Here is a 16,085-nt window from a genome sequence, read left to right on the forward strand (position 1 = left end):
CGGCCGTGCGGCGCACCACCCGAGGTCTCGCCGGTCTCGCGGCCTGCCTGCTGTTGTGGGAGGCCGCGAGCCGGCTGGGGCTGGTCGACGCCCGCTACGTGCCGCCGCCGTCCCTCGTGCTGAGTCGACTGGCGATGTTGGCGGGCGACAGGGAGTTTCTCGCCGACGTGGTGTCGACCCTGTTGTCCTGGGCCATCGCGCTCGGCCTCGCCTCCGCGCTCGGCCTGCTCACCGGCCTGGTGCTGGGGGGTGTGCCGGGGCTGCGCACGGTCGCCGGCCCGGTCGTGGAGTTCCTGCGGCCGCTGCCCAGCGTGGCCCTCATTCCGCTGGTGATCTCCTTGCTGGGCAGCGATTCCCAGGCGAAGATCACGTTGGCGGTGTTCGCAGCCACCTGGCCGATCATGGTCAACACCAGCTACGCCCTCGGCGAGGTGGACCCCCAGGTGGTCGCGGCGGCCCGCGCGCACCAGGTGTCCGGCTGGCGGCTGCTGTCCGGCGTCGTGCTGCCCTCGATCGCGCCGTTCGTGCTCACCGGCATCCGGTTCTCCGCCTCGGTCACGCTGATCGTGTTGGTGAGCACGGAATTCCTGACCGGCGGCGGCATCGGCGTCGGCCAGTTCGTCTACGTCTCCGGGACCACCGGCGGCCGGATGGACGTGGTGCTGGCCGGCACCCTGTTCATCGGCCTGTTCGGCGCACTGGCCAACGCCACCCTGCTCGGTGTGCAACGCCGGTGGATGCCGTGGTCGCCCCCGGAGGGATCGACATGACCCGACTGCTCTCGCGGGTCGCCCTCGTGGTCAGTTGCCTCGTCGGGTGGCAGCTGGCCGCACAGGCGGCGGCGAACCCGTATTTCCCGCCACCACTGGAGATCCTCGACGCCGCGCGACAGCTGTGGCTGTCCGGTCCGCCCTCGCGGCTGTTCCTCAGCGACGCGATCGCCACGGACATCCTGCCCAGTCTGGCCCGGCTGCTCGCGGGCTGGGCGTGCGCCGTGGTGATCGGCGTCGCGCTGGGCGTGGCGATCGGCCGGTCGGCCGTGGTCGCCGACTACCTGGGCCTGGTTCTGTCGGTGGCCCGGGCGATTCCGCCGCCGCTGCTCGTCCCGGTGTTCCTGGTGGTGTTCGGGATCGGCTACCAGATGGAGGTGGCCGCCGTCATTTTCGGGGCGGTGTGGCCGGTTCTGCTCAACACCATCGACGGGGCCAGGTCCATCGACACCACGCTGATCCACACCGCCCGGGTGTTCGGCGTCGGCCGCGGGCGCTGGCTGCTCGGCGTGGTGCTGCCGGCGGCGGCGCCCAAGATCTTCGCCGGCCTGCGGGTGAGCCTGTCGATCGCGCTCATCCTGATGGTGGTCTCCGAACTCGTCGGCAGCACCAGCGGCATCGGCTACCAGCTGGTGTCCGCCCAGGGCGACTTCGACCTGCCCGACGCGTGGGCCTGGATCCTGTTGATCAGCCTGCTCGGGTACACGCTCAACCGGATGCTCGTGGCCGCGCAGGGTCGGCTGCTGGCTTGGCACCAGGGAGGCTGACATGCTGGAGGTTGTCGATCTCGGTCATCGCTACCGGGACGGCGTCGCGCTGGAGAACGTGTCGTTCCGGGTCGATCCCGGCGAACTCGTGTGCGTCGTCGGGCCGTCCGGCTGCGGGAAGTCGACCCTGTTGCGGTGCATGGCCGGACTGCAGCGCCCGTCCTCGGGATCGGTGTGGCTGCGCGGCCAGGCCGTCGACTCCGTGCCGGCCGAACTCGCCGTGGTGTTCCAGGACTACAGCCGTTCGCTGCTCGCCTGGAAGACCGTTGCCGGCAATGTAAGCTTTCCTCTGCACAGTCGCGAACGGAACAGGTCGGCGCGGCGCGAACGGGTCGAACGAGCGCTGGCCTCGGTCGGACTTTCCCACGTGGCCGACAAGTACCCATGGCAGCTGTCCGGCGGCATGCAGCAACGCGTGGCCATCGCCCGTGCCCTGGCCTACCGGCCCGCCCTGATGCTGATGGACGAGCCGTTCGCCTCGGTCGACGCCCAGACCCGGGCCGACCTGGAGGACCTGTTGTTGCAGGTGCGGGCCGAGCACGACATGACGATCGTGCTTGTCACACACGACATCGACGAGAGCGTCTACCTCAGCGACCGGGTGCTGGTGCTGTCGGCCTCGCCGGCGATCGTCGTGGACGACATCAAGGTGGGCCTGCCCCGGGACCGTGAGCAGATCACCACCCGGGCCAGCGATGCCTTCGTGCACCTGCGATCGGACGTGGCCCGGCTGCTGTGCCGGGTTCAGTAGGGGTATTCGAAGTACGGGTCGATCTTGACGTGCAGCACCGTCGGGACATCGGCGGCGAGGGCGGCCAGCAGTGCCGGTTCGAGGTCCTCCGGCCGTTCCACCCGTCGCGCGGCGCAGCCCATTCCGGTGGCCAGCGCGACGAAGTCCAGCCCGCCGAGCTTCCAGCCCGGCGACTTGCTCACGCCGTCCCCGGCGGCATGCGCGCGCACCGCCGCGTACTGTCCGTTGTCGAGGATCACGAACACGACCGGAGTCTGTTCCTGGGCCGCGGTCCACAAAGCGGAGATCGTGTACATGCTGGACCCGTCGCCGACCACCGCCACCACGGGACGCCCGGGCTGGGCCAGCGCCACGCCGATCGCCGCCGGCAGGCCGAATCCGAGCACACCGCTGGACATCGTGAGAAATCCGCCGCTGCGAGACCGGATCGGCAGGAACTCGTGCAGGTCCTTGCGGCTGCCCGGCGCCTCCTCCACCAGCACGGCATCCACCGGCAACACCGTCGAAATCGTGTGCATCACAAAGGATCCGGACATCGGTTCCGACGCGGCCGGCCGCTGCGGCCGGACCAGCGGGCGCGGGAACTCCCGCTGCGTCCGCCCGACGGCGTCGGTCAGCTGCCGGATCGCCAATCGTGGTGTGGCACGGAATCCGATGCCCTCCGGCGCCCACGCCAGCGTGGTCTCGTCCTCGTGCACGAGATACAACACCGGCAGCGCGGGCCCGGGATCTTCCGTGTGCACGTGATAAGTGAACGCCGGCGCGCCCAGCACGACAACGAGGTCATGTTGGGCCAGCGCCTCGGCGACCTTCTGCCGGGACGGGATCAGGAAGCCGGCGAAGAGCGGATGGTCCTCCGGGAAGGAACACCGCCCCGACATCGGACTCGCGAACACCGCCGCCCGGCAGCGCTCGGCCAGCTCGATGACGGAATCCACCGCGCCGTCGGCGTCGACCGCGGCCCCCACCACCAACGCCGGTCGTTGGCTGGCGTCCAGCGCGCCGGCGATCTCGGCGACCGCCGCCGCGGTGAGCGGGTGCTCGGCGCGAACCCGCGGACGCAGCGGAATCGGTGTGGCTGCGGCATTCCAGTCGTCGGCCGGCACCGACAGGTAGGTCGGCCCGTACGGTGGCTGCGTGGCGGTGTGGTAGGCGCGGGCCAGCGCCGCCGGGACTTCCGCCGCGCTGGCCGGCTCGGCCGCCCACTTCACATAGGGGCGTGGGAAGTTCGCCGCGTCGACGGCGCCGAGGAACGGCACTCCGGTCAGCAGCGGCCGGGACTGCTGCCCGGCGATCACGATCAGCGGCGAACGGTTGTGGTAGGCGGTGACCAGGCTGCCCAGCGCATGCCCCAGCCCGCCGGCCGAATGCAGGCTCACCACCGCCGCGTTGCCGGTGTACTGCGCGTAGGCGTCGGCCATCGAGACCACGGCGGCTTCCTGCAGGCCCAGCACGTAACGGAAGTCGTCCGGCCAGTCGGCGAGGAAGGGCAGCTCGGTGGAGCCCGGATTGCCGAAGACCACCGTGGTTCCCCAGTGCCGGAACAGCTCGCGCGTGACATCCCGAACGGTCGCCATGATGGCCAGCCTAGGGGGCGCCGGGCCGCCGCGAATGGGCCAGACGCCCCAATTCCGGGCTAGGCCAACAGCTTCTCGATCAGCGCCAGCTCGTCATCGCTGAAGTCGAGGTTGGCGGCCGCGCCGACGCTGTCCTCGATCTGCCGGACGCTGCTCGCGCCGACCAACGCCGAGGTGACGCGCCCGCCGCGCAGCACCCAGGCGATCGCCATCTGGGCCAGGGTCTGTCCGCGCCCCTGCGCCACCTCGTTCAGCGCCCGCACCCGGTCCAGTTGCGCCGCAACGCCTTCGCTGGTCAGGAACGGGCTGTCGCCGGCCGCCCGCGAGTCCTCCGGGATGCCGTTGAGGTAGCGGCCGGTCAGCAGGCCCTGGGCCAGCGGGGAGAACGCGATCGAGCCCGCGCCGACCTCGTCGAGCACGTCCAGCAGGCCGCCCTCCACCCAGCGGTTCACCATCGAGTACGACGGCTGGTGGATCAGCAGCGGCGTGCCCAGGCTCTTCAGCGCCGCCGCCGCCTCACGGGTCTGCTCGGCCGAGTAGTTGGACAGGCCGACGTAGAGGGCCTTTCCTTGCTGTACAATGGAGTGCAGCGCACCCATCGTCTCATCCAGCGGCGTGTCCGGGTCCGGCCGATGGTGGTAGAACACGTCCACGTGGTCCAGGCCCATGCGGCGCAGGCTGGCGTCCACACTGGACACCAGGTGCTTGCGGGAGCCCCACTCGCCGTACGGGCCGTCCCACATCAGGTAACCGGCCTTTGTGGACACCAGGATCTCGTCCCGGTAGGGCTTGAGGTCCTCGGCGAACAGCCGGCCGAAGTTCTGCTCGGCCGAGCCGGGCGGCGGGCCGTAGTTGTTGGCCAGGTCGAAGTGGGTGACGCCCAGGTCGAAGGCCCGGCGCAGCACCGCCCGCTGGGTGTCGATCCGGTTCACGTCACCGAAGTTGTGCCACAGGCCCAGGGACACGGCCGGCAGCTTCAGGCCGCTGCGACCGGCGCGGCGGTAGGGCATGGCGGCATAGCGCGCGCCATCGGCGACGTAGGGCATTCGGGACTCCCGTCAGCATCAGCGGAACGGCCCGAGTCTAAGGGGTGCCGGGCCGCCAGCCCGGGTCGGCCAGCTTGCGCTCCAAGGCATCGGCGTCGACGATCTGGTAATAGCGCCGGTCGGTGACCAGCACCCCGTCCTGGCGCAGCAGGGACACCGCGTGCTCCACCGACTTCGGCGACGCCGTCACCAACTGCGCCAGCTCCGCCTGCGTCACCCCGCGCACCACGAACCCCGGGCCCACCCGCTCCCCCAGCTCGTGGGCCAGATCCAGCAGCTGCCTCGCCAGCCGCGCCGGCACGTCCATCGACGCCCGGTACTCCTGCCGCCGGTCCGCCAGCGACAGCCGCTGCCGCAGCAGGTCCGTGACGAACCTCAGCACCTCCGGATTCTCCTTCGCCAGCGCCAGAAACCTCGGGCCGTCCACATGCACCGCGAGGCCGCTGGACCGCGCCACGATCGTCGCCGACCGCCGGCTGCCCGACAGCACCCCCATCTCCCCCAGCACCGCTCCCGGGCCGTAGAAGCCCACAATCGAGTCCGCTCCGTTCAGGCCCGGCAGCACCACCTTCACCGAACCCGACTCGATCAGCAGCACCTCGTCGCTGTCCTCGCCGGCCACGCACAGCAGGTCCCCACCCCGAAACCCCGCCGGCCGCCCCAGCGCCCGCAACCTGCCCCGCACCGTCTCGAAGTCCACTCCCCTGTGCTACCAGCTCCGGCCGCCCGGGAGGAGCGTTATGGCCTCGCCTTCCCCCGAGCGGCGGTCACCCTCCCCAAGATCAAGGGACCGATCCTCCCGTCCAACGTCAGGAAGGGCCCCATCATGACGCCGCCGCCCGCTACGGCACGGGCTTTCCCCGGGCGGCGGTCCACAGCGCGTACCACTCGACGTTGGTCATGGCGGCGGCCTGGGCTTCGGCGTCGGCGCAGGCGCGGATGCGGTCGGGGTTGGCGGTGCCGATGACCGGCTCGATCCGGGCCGGGTGGCGCATCAGCCAGCCGAGCACGATGGCCTCGGCGGTGGTGTCCTTCTCCTTGGCCATGGCGTCGACCAGGTCGTAGGCGGCGTTGTCGGCCTCGGTGCGTGGGGCGCCGCTGTAGACGCCCTGGGCCAGGGAGCCCCAGGCCTGGATGCGGATGTCGTTGGCCCGGCAGTACTCGACGGTGCCCTCGGGGAAGCTGAGCCCGCTGCCCTCGGGGTGGTTGACCAGCACGCCGGACTCCAGCCAGTCCCGCCGGTGCAGGCTCATCTCCAGCTGGTTGGCGACCAGCGGCTCGTCGAGATGCCGTTGCAGCAAGGACATCTGGGCGGCGGACATGTTGGACACGCCCAGCGCGCCGACCTTGCCGGCGGCGTGGAGCTCGCCGTACGCGTCGGCGACCTCGGCCGGATCCATCAGGGGGTCGGGCCGGTGCAGCAGCAGGATGTCGACCCGGTCCACGCCGAGCCGCTCCAGGCTGGCGTCGGCCCGCTCCAGGATCGCGGCCCTGGACAGGTCGTAGTAGGCCTGGAGAGCGCTCTCCCCCAGCCGGATCCCGCACTTGGTCTGGAGCCGCACCCGGTCGCGCAGCCCGGGGTCGCGGCGCAGCACCTCGCCGAACACCTGCTCGGCCTTGCCACGGGTGTAGATGTCGGCGTGGTCGAACCAGGTCACGCCGATCTCCACCGCCGCGTGCACCGCCCGCTCGGCCCGGTCGATGTCCGCCGCGGTCACCGGCGTGTCGTCCCAGGCGCCGCCCAGCCCCATACAGCCGTAGATCATGGTCACCGGGCCGACTCTAACCACCGCCGCCCACCCGCGCGCCTGCTGGAAGGGCCCGGGAGCCGCCGCTATCCTGGAGCGCCCGCAGTTTCCGCCGCCGACCATGGGGTCCCCAAGCATGAGCGACTCGTCCGCCGTCCTGCCGGGCTACCCGGACCCGCTGTGGATCCAGGCGGTCGCGCTGGTGCGGGGCGAGATCGAGCGCGGGGTGCTGAAGCCGGGCATGCGCCTGGCCCCGGAACGCGAGCTGTGCCAGCAACTCGGCATCAGCCGGGTGACGCTGCGCCGAGCCCTGGGCCACCTGGTCGAGGAAGGCGTGCTGAGCGCGTCCCGCGGCCGGGGCTGGTACGTCAGCAAGGCGGCGCAACCACGCAAGGAATGGCCGAACACGCTGGAGTCGTTCAGCGAGACGGCCGCGCGGATGGGCCTGACGCCACGGTCGGAGGTGCTCCAGAACCGGGTCGACCCGGCGACCATCGACCAGGCCGAGCGGCTGGGCATCGCCCCCGGCACGATGCTGTACACGCTGGAACGGGTCCGCCTGCTCAACGACGTGCCCATCGGGCTGGACCTCACCCGCGTGCCCCTCGGCCTGGTGCCGGGCATCGGGGAACTCGACTTCGGAGAGCGCTCTCTGTACGCCACGCTGGCCGAGGCCGGCGTCGAGCCGGCACGGGCCGACTCCACCATCGAGGCCACCAAGGCCGACGACCGCACGGCCCGCCACCTCGAGGTCGACCCGGGCGAGCCGCTGCTGGTGATGCACCAGCTCGCCCTCGACCAGAACCAGTCCCCGCTGTTCATGTCGACGATCCGCTACGCCGGCGAGCGCTACCGCCTGCGCACCTCGTTCAGCCGCGCCCATCCCTGACCGGCCTTCACGCCACCAGCACGCCCTTGACGAAGTCCGGTCCGGCGTCCTCCATCGACGCGAAGGCCTCGTCGACCTGGTCCAGGGTGTACCGGTGGGTGACCAGCGGGGCGTAGCTGAATCGGCGCTGGGCAATGAGGTCGAGCGTGGTGACCATGGCCGCCACGACCCGCGTGCGGTCCGGGCAGAAGCCGTTGACCACGGTGACGCCCTTGTACCAGAGGTCCATGTCCATCTTGGCCTCGCCGGCATGGTGATAGCCGATCACGTTGAGCGTGCCGAAGGGCCGGACCAGGGAACCGGCGGTGGCCAGGCCCGGGGTGACACCGGTGGCCTCGAGCACGAGATCCATGCGGCCGTCGCCCTGGTACTCGGCCGGCAGCCCGTCCGGGGCCACAGCCTCGTCGAGGCCCAGGGAGAGCGCTCTCCGACGCCGCGCCGGGTCGGGATCGACGCCGAGCAGCCGGGCCGGGGCGTGCCGGTTGACCAGCTGCACGAGCCCGAGGCCCATGAAGCCGAGGCCGACCACGGCGACCCGAAGACCGGTCGCGACGGGCGATCGGGAAAGCGCTTCCTCCAGCACGGCGACGGGCTCGCCGAGGGCATGCGCGGGCTCGATGCCCGTGGGGACGGGGAGAACCGCGTTCGCGTCCATGACGGCCAGGTCGGCGAATCCCTCGCCGCCGAGGCCGGTGACGAGGTCGCCGACGGCCCAGCGGGTGGCGTGGGCGCCGACGGCGACGACCCGGCCGGCGATCTCGTGGCCGAGGCGCAGGGGTTCGGCCCCGGGGTCGTGGCGTCGCCAGGCCGACAGGTCGGAGGTGCAGACCCCGCAGGCCAGCACCTCGACCAGCACCTGGTCCGGGGCCGGCACGGGATCGGGCAGCGAGACGACCTTCGAGGTGCGTGGGCCGACCAGCTGGCTGAGTCTCATGCTCGTCTCCGAGTGGTTTGAAGTGGTATGCGGTGGATTGGTGACCTGCCGCACCCCTGATCGCCGCCCACGATGGTCGCATCACGTTTCCGCACCGTCACTACTCTGTTCGGCCGCTAGACAGTAGCGTTCCGCCTGACCACTCTGGTATGCCGTGGTCTGCAACTGGTACGTCGTCCGTCAGGGCGTGAAGGGAGCCGAGCCATGCGCACCGTGCTCAGGAAGCTCGGCTTCTACCTGCTCACCGCGTGGGTCGCGATCAGCCTGAACTTCCTGATCCCGCGGATCATGCCCGGCGACCCGGCGTCGCACCTGATCAACCAGTTCCACGGCAAGCTCAGCCCGGCGGCCATCCAGGCGCTGCGGGTCCTGTTCGGACAGCCGGACGCCAGCCTGTGGACCCAGTACCTCAACTACTGGCACAGCATCCTGACCGGCGACTTCGGCATCTCCTACGCCTACTACCCGGCCGACGTGGGCACCGTGCTGGGCCAGAGCATGTACTGGACGCTGGGCCTGATCACCGCGTGCACGGTGCTGGGCTTCGTGATCGGCACCGGCCTGGGCATCCTGGCCGGCTGGAAACGCGGCACCTGGCTGGACTCGCTGATACCGGTGACCACCTTCCTGTCGTCCATCCCGTACTTCTGGTTCGCCATCATCATCGTGCTGGTCTTCGCCATCACGCTGAACTGGTTCCCGCTGTCCGGCGGCTACTCGGTCGACACCACCATCGGCTTCACCGGCGACTTCATCGCCAGCGCCCTGTACTACGCGGTGCTGCCGGCGGCGACGATCGTGATCACCTCGGTCGGCGGCTGGCTGATCAGCATGCGCAACATGATGGTGACCACGCTGTCCGAGGACTACGTCCGGCTGGCCGAGGCCAAGGGGCTGTCGCGGCGGCGGATCATGTACAAGTACGCGGCGCGCAACGCGATGCTGCCCTCGCTGTCGGGTTTCGCGATGTCGCTGGGCTTCGTGATCGGCGGCTCGATCGTCACCGAGGTGGTGTTCAACTACCCGGGCCTGGGCACGACGCTGTTCAAGGCCGCGCAGGCCGCGGACTACCCGCTGATGTCGGCCATCTTCCTGCTGATCACCGTCATGGTGCTGGTGGCCAACCTGCTGGCGGACGTCGTCTACGTGTTCCTCGACCCGAGGACGAGGGAGAGCTGAGGATGGCCATCCAACCCGCGGTCCTCGCCGAGACCGAGCCGGCCGAGCCGGAGTCCGGCCGCCTGTGGCTGCGCGCGCTGCGCCGGCCGCTGACCCTCACCGGCGTCATCATCACCCTGGTTTTTGCTGTGCTGGCGGTGATCGGGCCGTGGATCGCGCCCTACGACCCGTCCGCGGTCAGCGACGCCGCCACCGCCGCGCCGTCGTTCGAGCACTGGCTGGGCACCACCCAGAACGGCCAGGACATCCTGTCCCAGATGCTCTACGGGGCGCAGGCCTCAATGCTGGTCGGCCTGGGCTCGGCGGTGATCACCACCGTCCTCTCAGTGCTGGTCGGCGTGACCGCCGGCTACCTGGGCGGCACCAGCGACGAGCTGTTGTCCTTGCTGGCCAACGTGTTCCTGGTGCTGCCGGGCCTGCCGCTGACCATCATCCTGGCCGCCTACCTGCCGCACAGCGGGTCGCTGGGCATCATCCTGGTGATCTCCCTGACCGGCTGGGCCTGGGGCGCCCGGGTGCTGCGGGCGCAGACGCTCTCCTTGCGCAAGCGGGACTTCGTGGAGGCGGCGCGGGCCACCGGCGAGCGCACGTCGAAGATCATCCTGCGGGACATCCTGCCCAACCAGCTGGCCGTGATCGCCGCGGCCTTCCTGGGCACGGTCACCGCGGCCATCCTCACCCAGGCCAGCCTGGCGTTCCTCGGGCTGACCGACGTCACCCAGTGGTCGTGGGGCACGATCCTGTACTGGGCGCAGGCCGACAGCGCGCTGCTGACCGGCTCCTGGTGGTGGTTCGTGCCGGCCGGGCTGGCCATCGCGCTCATCGGCACCGCGCTGTCGCTGGTCAACTTCGGTATCGACGAGTTCATCAACCCCCGGCTGCGCCAGGCCGGCATCGCCACGGTGAAGGCGCAGCGGGCGCAGGTGTCCCGCAAACGCACCAAGCGGGTCAGGCGGGCCCAGGCTCGGCCGCCACGGCCGGCGGGCGCGCCGTTCACGGCGGACAGCACCGATGTCATCCTCGAAGTCCGCAACCTCAAGGTGAACTACGGCGCCGTCACCGCCGTCGACGACGTGTCGTTCACCTTGAGGCGGGGAGAAGTCCTCGGCATCGCCGGCGAGTCGGGCTCCGGAAAGTCCACTTTGGCCTATGCCATCACTCGCCTGCACCGGCCGCCGGCCGAGATCGCGCAGGGAGAGATCCGCTACACCGACGCCGACGGGTCCATTGTGGACGTGCTGGCGATGGACGACGAGCAGCTGCGGGCCTTCCGCTGGGAGGAGCTGTCCATCGTCTTCCAGTCGGCGATGCACGCGCTCAACCCGATCATGCGGATCGGCGAGCAGATCGAGGACGCCCTGGTGGCGCACCGGCCCGGCAGCACCGCCCCCGAGCGGGCCGCCCGCGTGGTCGAACTGCTCGGCATCGTGGGCATCGCGGCCGACCGCGCCGGCTCCTACCCGCATGAGCTGTCCGGCGGCATGCGACAGCGGGCGATGATCGCGGTCGGGCTGGCGCTGGACCCCGAGATCATCGTCATGGACGAGCCGACCACCGCGCTGGACGTGGTGATCCAGCGGCAGATCATCGACAAGATCATGGAGCTCAAGGACCGGCTCGGCTTCTCGGTCGTGTTCATCACCCACGACCTGTCGCTGCTGATCGAGATGTCCGACACGATCGCGGTGATGTACGGCGGCAAGATCGTGGAGCTGGCCGCGGCCGAGGACTTCCACCAGCGGCCGCAGCACCCCTACAGCCGGGGCCTGCTGGAGTCCTTCCCCACGCTCAGCGGCCCGAAGCGGGAGCTGTCCGGCATTCCCGGCTCGCCGCCGGACCTGCGGCGGCTGCCCAGCGGCTGCGCGTTCCGACCCCGCTGCCCGGTCGCCTTCGACGCGTGCGCCGAGCAGGAGCCGCCGCTGTACCAGATCGGCTCCGCCGCGGCCGCCTGCCTGCTCTACTCCGACAACCACGCCGTCAGGATGGGTGAGACCGCATGACCGCACCGGTGTTGGAGGCCGTCGACGTCACCAAGCACTTCCCGGTGCGTGGCCTGATCAAGCGCGGCGGCGGCCGGGTGGTGCACGCCGTGGACAACGTCTCGCTCAAGCTGTACGCCGGGCGGATCACCGCGCTGGTCGGCGAATCCGGCTCGGGAAAGTCCACTTTGGCCAGACTGCTGGCCCAGCTCTATCCGGTGACCAGCGGCGAGATCCGCCTGCACGGCCAGGCGGTGCGGGCCACCCGCGGCAAGGCCTTCCGCGACCACGTCAGCAAGGTGCAGCTGATCCTCCAGGACCCGTTCGCCTCCTTCAATCCGGTGGCCTCCATCGCCAGCACGCTGCGTCGCGCGGTGTCCATCCACCACGAGGACAAGCGCGGGGCCGAGCAGCTGGCGGTGATCGACGACCTGCTCACCCAGACGAACCTGGCGCCACCACGGCAGTTCACCGAGAAGTTCCCGCACGAGCTGTCCGGCGGCCAGCTCCAGCGGGTGTCCATTGCCCGGGCGCTCGCGGCCAGCCCGGAGGTGTTCCTGGCCGACGAGCCGGTGTCCAGTTTGGACGTCTCAATCCGGCTGGGCATCCTGAACCTGTTGCGGCGCCTGACCGAGGAGCGGGACGTGGCCATGCTCTACGTCACGCACGACATCGCCTCGGCCCGCTACTTCGCCGCGGACACGGCGGTGATGTACGCCGGCGAGATCGTCGAGACCGGCCCGTCCGAGACCGTCACGCAGCGGGCCGCGCATCCCTACACCCAGCTGCTGATCTCCTCGGCCCCGGACCCGTCGCGCACGGATGCCAAGCGGGTCAAGGACATCGGGCAGCCGCCGAGCCTGATCTCGCCGCCGAGCGGCTGCCGGTTCCATCCGCGCTGCCCGTTCGCGATGGCCCGCTGCCAGCAGGAATCGCCGCCGACCTTCCCCCTCGCCGACGGCCACACCGCGCGGTGCTGGCTGTACGCGGACAATCCCGAGCCCGTCGCAGCAGCCACAACTCTCTGATAGAACGGCCGATGCTCAGTGACGACACCATTTCAGATCACCAGAAGGAGCCTGCTGGCGGGAATGCTCGCCACGGCGGGCGGTCTCGCGCTGGCCTCCTGCTCCTCGGGCGGCGGCTCCTCCTCAGCCAACGGCCTGACCATCACCGTCGCCGGCCAGTCCGACAACCTCACCCAGGTGTTCAACCCGTTCCTGGAGAACACCGCGCTGGGCGTGACCTACAACGGCAGCTTCATCTACGAGCCGCTGGTGCAGGTCAACACCGTCGACATCGGCAAGGACATCCCGTGGCTGGCCAAGTCCTGGACGTGGTCGGACGACAACAAGACGCTGACGGTCACATTGCAGGACAAGGCCAAGTGGACCGACGGCAAGCCGTTCTCGGCCGATGACGTGGTGTTCAGCTACCAGCTGCTGGCCAAGTTCCCGGCGCTGAACCTGCAAGGCGTGCCGGCCAACGAGGTCAGCTCGCCGGCCCCGAACCAGGTCGTGTTCACCTTCAAGGACCCGTCCGAGCAGCTGTTCCCGAACATCGTGTCCGCGCCGATCGTGGCCAAGCACCTGTGGGAGTCGGTCAAGGACCCGACCACCTACCAGGACCCGAACCCGGTGGGCACCGGCGCGTTCAAGGTCGGCCAGTTCTCCGCGCAGAGCCTGCTGCTGGTGCGCAACGAGGACTACTGGCAGCCCAAGGCCCAGATCGCCGCCATTCGTTTCGTGCCGTACAAGGACAACTCGACGATCACCAACGCGATGGTGCAGGGCCAGGCCGACTGGGCCGGCACCTACATCGCCAACGCGGACAAGACCTTCACGTCCAAGAACAAGAACTACCACTTCTGGGCGCCACGGGCCGGCACCGACGGCCTGATCCCCAATCTGGAGCGCTGGCCGCTGTCGGACATCGCGGTGCGCAAGGCAATCAGCCTCGGCGTGAACCGCAAGCAGGTGGCCGCGGCCAGCGGCGAGCAGGCGGCGACCAGCGTCACCGGCCTGCCGCTGCCCACCTACCAGTCCTCGGTCGCCCCGCAGTACAAGAACGTGGACCTGGTGGAGGACAAGGCCAAGGCCGAGCAGACGCTCCAGGCGGCCGGCTACGCCAAGGGCAGCGACGGCTACTACGCCAAGGATGGCAAGCGGGTCGAGTTCAGCTGCAGCTTCCCGGCCTCCTACACCGAGATCGCCGCCCGGGTGCAGGTGTTGGTGTCGCAGCTCAAGGACATCGGCATCAAGCTGAACATCGACACGACCACGGTGGACGACATCAACCCCCGCACGGCCAAGGGGGACTTCGACTCCACGATGGGCTACCCGGTGAGCTCGCCACCGCGTGCGTTCTCCTTCTACAACGACACCATGAACCCCAACCTGTACTACCCGATCGGCCAGTCCACGCCGGCGTTCCAGAACATCGAGCGCTTCCGCGACGACCAGGCCGCCGACCTGTTCAAGCAGTACCCGCTGGCCACCACCGACGAGGCGCGGCAGGAGATCCTGAACAGGATCGAGACCGTGTTCGTGGAGCAGCTGCCGTGGATCCCGATGTTCTACTGGGGTTCCTACAGCAGCTGGAGCACCGCGAAGGTGACCGGCTTCCCGGACCTGGACAACCCGTACTTCACCGCCGTGCCGAACGTGGTGGTGGCGCTGAGGTTGAAGCCGGCGTGACCGCCGACATCGCCGTGATGGCGTACACCGTGCTCGACCAGGCCCGCGCCGATCTCGACGGCACGTTCGCCCGGCTGGCCGAGATCGGCTACCGGGGCGTCGAGACCTACGGCCTGGTCGAGCACTTCGGACCGGCGCGCGTGCGGGACGCGCTGGACGCGGCCGGGCTGGCTGTGACGAGCGCGCACGCGCCGTTCCCGGCCGGCCCGGACGCGGAGTCCATTTTGGACCAGAACCAGGAGCTCGGCGCGGAGGTGCTGGTGTGGAGCATGGAACGGGAGGAGTTCGACTCGCCGGACGCGGTCAGGCGCGGCGTGCAGCGGGTCAACGTGGCGGCCGAGCACGCCGCCTCCCGGGGCATGAAGATCGCCTACCACAACCACTTCGCCGAGTTCTCGCAGTTCTTCGACGGCGTGCAGGCCTACGACCTGCTGCTGGAGCTGCTGGACGAGCGGGTGCTGGTCGAGCTGGACGCCTACTGGGCCGTGCTCGGCGGCGCCGATCCGGCGGAGATCATCGCCCGGCTCGGCGACCGCGTGCGGTTCATCCACGTCAAGGACGGCCCGGCGGTGAGTTACGAGAACGACGTGATGGTGCCGATCGGCGAGGGGCGGATCGACTGGCGGAGAGCGCTCTGCGTGCCCTCCGGCCTGCGCTGGCACATCGTGGAGCTGGAACGGCTGCACATCGACACCTTCGAGGCGCTGCGGCGCAGCTATGACCACCTGGTCGGCAACGGACTCTCGCTGGGGGCGCGATGAAAGTGCTGTTCCTGGGCGGGGCCGGCATGATCGGCTCCGCCTGCGCGGACGAGGCGGTGGCGTCCGGCCTGGACGTCACCGTGGTGACGCGCACCGAACCGCGGCGGCCGCCGCCGCCCGGGGTCCGCACCCTGCGGGCCGATGTCCGGGATGCCGCCGCGCTGCGCGAGGTCCTGGGCGCTGAGGACTTCGACGCGGTGGTGAACTGGGTCGGCTTCACCCCGGACGATCTCCGTGCCCATCCCGAGGTCTTCGACGGGCGCATCGGGCAGTACGTGTTCATCAGCACCTGCTCGGTGTTCGCCCGGCCGGTGCCGCAGCTGCCGGTCACCGAGTCGACGCCGCGTCGGCAGCCGGTATTCGGCTATCCCCGGGGCAAGATCGCCTGCGAGGCGTTCCTGGAGGAATCATATCGGGAGAGCGCTCTCCCATTGACCATCGTGCGGCCGGCGCATGTCTACGACCGGACCGTGGTGCCGGTGCTGGCCGGCTGGACGGCGATCGAGCGGATGCGCGCCGGCCGGCCGGTCGTGGTGCACGGCGACGGGACCTCGCTGTGGACGCTGATGCACTCCCGGGACTTCGCGCGGGCCTTCGTGCCGCTGCTGGGCAACGGCCACGCGATCGGCGAGAGCGTGAACCTGGTCTCCGGCGACATCCTGACCTGGGACCAGATCCACCTGGAGCTGGCGGCGGCGGCCGGGGTTCGGCGGCCGGTGCTGCGACACCGGTCCAGCGAGGACATCGGCGCGTTGCTGCCCGGGTGGCGGGACGTGCTGGAGCACGACTTCCGGCACTCGATGTTCTTCGACACCGGCAAGCTGCGCTCGCTGGTGCCGGGCTTCGCGCCGGCGGTGTCGTTCGCCGAGGGCGCCCGGGAGCTGGTCGCCCACCACGACAAGGAGCCCCGGCTGCGGACGGTCGACGAGGACCTGGACGCGGCGTTCGATCGACTCATCGAGCAGACCGATACCAGACCAAAGTAATA

At 70.0% G+C, this 16,085-nt stretch carries 15 protein-coding genes; 10 read left to right on the forward strand and 5 right to left on the reverse strand.

Annotated elements, in window-relative coordinates; translation table 11 throughout:
* The first annotated feature begins 5 nt into the window (after window positions 1–5).
* The 3 genes from ACIG5F_RS14495 to ACIG5F_RS14505 are packed head-to-tail and all read left to right on the forward strand — an operon-like array spanning window position 6 to window position 2,288.
* On the forward strand, window positions 6–770 hold the full coding sequence (locus ACIG5F_RS14495; protein WP_396518151.1) for an ABC transporter permease: 765 nt from the start codon (window positions 6–8) through the stop codon (window positions 768–770).
* Window positions 767–1,537: an ABC transporter permease gene (locus ACIG5F_RS14500; RefSeq protein ID WP_396518152.1), complete on the forward strand. Its 771-nt coding sequence runs from the start codon at window positions 767–769 to the stop codon at window positions 1,535–1,537. The genes ACIG5F_RS14495 and ACIG5F_RS14500 overlap by 4 nt, the downstream gene beginning before the upstream one ends.
* A 1-nt stretch (window position 1,538) precedes the next feature.
* Window positions 1,539–2,288, forward strand: a complete 750-nt coding sequence (locus tag ACIG5F_RS14505) for an ABC transporter ATP-binding protein (protein WP_396518153.1) — start codon at window positions 1,539–1,541, stop codon at window positions 2,286–2,288.
* Here ACIG5F_RS14505 and mdlC read toward each other — a convergent pair.
* From mdlC to ACIG5F_RS14525, 4 genes are all read right to left on the reverse strand, one after another.
* Entirely contained in the window at window positions 2,282–3,865 is a 1,584-nt protein-coding gene (gene mdlC / locus ACIG5F_RS14510; protein ID WP_396518154.1) for a benzoylformate decarboxylase, read from the reverse strand. The genes ACIG5F_RS14505 and mdlC overlap by 7 nt on opposite strands.
* Window positions 3,866–3,924: 59 nt before the next feature.
* A complete protein-coding gene (gene mgrA, locus ACIG5F_RS14515; protein ID WP_396518155.1) occupies window positions 3,925–4,911 on the reverse strand; it encodes an L-glyceraldehyde 3-phosphate reductase in 987 nt (328 codons plus the stop codon).
* 37 nt (window positions 4,912–4,948) lie between these two features.
* Window positions 4,949–5,611 carry a Crp/Fnr family transcriptional regulator gene (locus ACIG5F_RS14520; protein ID WP_396518156.1) on the reverse strand — a complete coding sequence of 221 codons (663 nt, stop codon included), beginning with the start codon at window positions 5,609–5,611 and terminating at the stop codon, window positions 4,949–4,951.
* Window positions 5,612–5,753: 142 nt separating this feature from the next.
* A complete protein-coding gene (locus tag ACIG5F_RS14525) occupies window positions 5,754–6,677 on the reverse strand; it encodes an aldo/keto reductase family oxidoreductase (RefSeq protein ID WP_396518464.1) in 924 nt (307 codons plus the stop codon).
* A gap of 118 nt (window positions 6,678–6,795) precedes the next feature.
* Between ACIG5F_RS14525 and ACIG5F_RS14530 the strand changes: the two genes are divergently transcribed.
* Window positions 6,796–7,548: a GntR family transcriptional regulator gene (locus tag ACIG5F_RS14530; protein WP_396518157.1), complete on the forward strand. Its 753-nt coding sequence runs from the start codon at window positions 6,796–6,798 to the stop codon at window positions 7,546–7,548.
* Between the two features lie 7 nt (window positions 7,549–7,555).
* Here the strand turns inward: ACIG5F_RS14530 and ACIG5F_RS14535 are convergent, their stop codons facing one another.
* The gene (locus ACIG5F_RS14535) at window positions 7,556–8,482 is read right to left on the reverse strand and encodes a zinc-binding dehydrogenase (protein ID WP_396518158.1); all 927 of its coding nucleotides are present in this window, start codon (window positions 8,480–8,482) and stop codon (window positions 7,556–7,558) included.
* Between the two features lie 204 nt (window positions 8,483–8,686).
* On the opposite strand from ACIG5F_RS14535, the gene ACIG5F_RS14540 reads away from it, so the two are divergent.
* The 6 genes from ACIG5F_RS14540 (at window position 8,687) to ACIG5F_RS14565 (ending at window position 16,083) form a co-directional block, all read left to right on the forward strand.
* Window positions 8,687–9,661, forward strand: a complete 975-nt coding sequence (locus ACIG5F_RS14540; protein WP_396518159.1) for an ABC transporter permease — start codon at window positions 8,687–8,689, stop codon at window positions 9,659–9,661.
* 2 nt (window positions 9,662–9,663) lie between these two features.
* Entirely contained in the window at window positions 9,664–11,661 is a 1,998-nt protein-coding gene (locus ACIG5F_RS14545; RefSeq protein WP_396518160.1) for a dipeptide/oligopeptide/nickel ABC transporter permease/ATP-binding protein, read from the forward strand.
* Window positions 11,658–12,668 (forward strand): ABC transporter ATP-binding protein, encoded by a 1,011-nt coding sequence (locus ACIG5F_RS14550; protein ID WP_396518161.1) that lies wholly within the window; start codon window positions 11,658–11,660, stop codon window positions 12,666–12,668. Before ACIG5F_RS14545 ends, ACIG5F_RS14550 begins: the two co-directional genes overlap by 4 nt.
* Before the next feature lie 63 nt (window positions 12,669–12,731).
* On the forward strand, window positions 12,732–14,336 hold the full coding sequence (locus ACIG5F_RS14555) for an ABC transporter substrate-binding protein (RefSeq protein ID WP_396518162.1): 1,605 nt from the start codon (window positions 12,732–12,734) through the stop codon (window positions 14,334–14,336).
* Window positions 14,333–15,097 carry a sugar phosphate isomerase/epimerase family protein gene (locus tag ACIG5F_RS14560; RefSeq protein WP_396518163.1) on the forward strand — a complete coding sequence of 255 codons (765 nt, stop codon included), beginning with the start codon at window positions 14,333–14,335 and terminating at the stop codon, window positions 15,095–15,097. Before ACIG5F_RS14555 ends, ACIG5F_RS14560 begins: the two co-directional genes overlap by 4 nt.
* Window positions 15,094–16,083, forward strand: coding sequence for an NAD-dependent epimerase/dehydratase family protein (locus ACIG5F_RS14565; protein WP_396518164.1), 990 nt, complete (start codon window positions 15,094–15,096; stop codon window positions 16,081–16,083). The genes ACIG5F_RS14560 and ACIG5F_RS14565 overlap by 4 nt, the downstream gene beginning before the upstream one ends.
* Window positions 16,084–16,085: the final 2 nt, after the last annotated feature.

Source organism: Kutzneria sp. NPDC052558, from assembly GCF_044547355.1.
GTDB lineage: Bacteria > Actinomycetota > Actinomycetes > Mycobacteriales > Pseudonocardiaceae > Kutzneria.